Genomic DNA, 796 nt, shown 5'->3' with positions numbered 1-796 from the left:
ACGAGGTTGGCGACGACGGCGCCGACGGGGAGGGCCGCGCCGACGTTGCGGGCGGCGTCGGTGACGATGCCCATGTCCTTGTGGTGCAGGTCGATGCGGAAGCCGGGCTTGAAGTCGCGGTTTTTGAAGTTGTCCTTCTTCCGCGTCAGGACGGTGGAGCCGGCCAGCCCGCCGCCCAGGACGTCCAGCGCTGCGGTGAGGTCCACGCCGGACTTCTCCAGGAAGACCACGGCCTCGGCGCAGGCTTGGATGTTGACGGCGACGATGAGCTGGTTGGCGGCCTTGACGGTCTGGCCGGCGCCGTGCGGACCGCAGAGGACGATGGTCTTGCCCAGCGCCTCCAGCAGCGGCTTGGCGGTCTCGAAGTCGGCCTGGTCGCCGCCGACCATGATGGACAGTACGGCCTCGATGGCGCCGGCCTCGCCGCCGGAGACGGGGGCGTCCAGGACGCGGATGTTCTTGTCCTTGGCGGCGGCGGCCAGGTCGATGGAGGTCTGCGGGGTGATCGAGGACATGTCGATCAGCAGCGCGCCGGCCTTGGCGTTCTCCAGGATGCCCTCGGGGCCGTAGGCGATGGCTTCGACCTGCGGGGAGGCCGGGACCATGGTGACGATGACGTCGGCGTCCTGGACGGCCTCGGCGAGGGAGGCGGCGGCGGTGCCGCCGGCCGCGGCCAGCCGGTCGAGCTTGTCCTGCTCCAGGGTGTAGCCGGTGACGGAGTAGCCGGCCTTGATCAGGTTCTCCGCCATCGGGGAGCCCATGATGCCCAGACCGATCCACGCAACCTTGGGAAGAG

At 69.8% G+C, this 796-nt stretch carries 1 protein-coding gene; it reads right to left on the bottom strand.

Annotated features, from left to right (window positions below):
- Nucleotides 1-796, bottom strand: a 796-nt coding sequence (locus IF20_RS36880) for a 2-hydroxy-3-oxopropionate reductase (protein ID WP_110944909.1), incomplete at both ends; no start/stop codon positions are given.

The sequence above is a fragment of the Streptomyces niger genome (genome assembly GCF_000718305.1).
GTDB classification, from domain to species: Bacteria; Actinomycetota; Actinomycetes; order Streptomycetales; family Streptomycetaceae; genus Streptomyces; species Streptomyces niger.
This window is presented reverse-complemented; position numbering and strand designations above follow the sequence as displayed.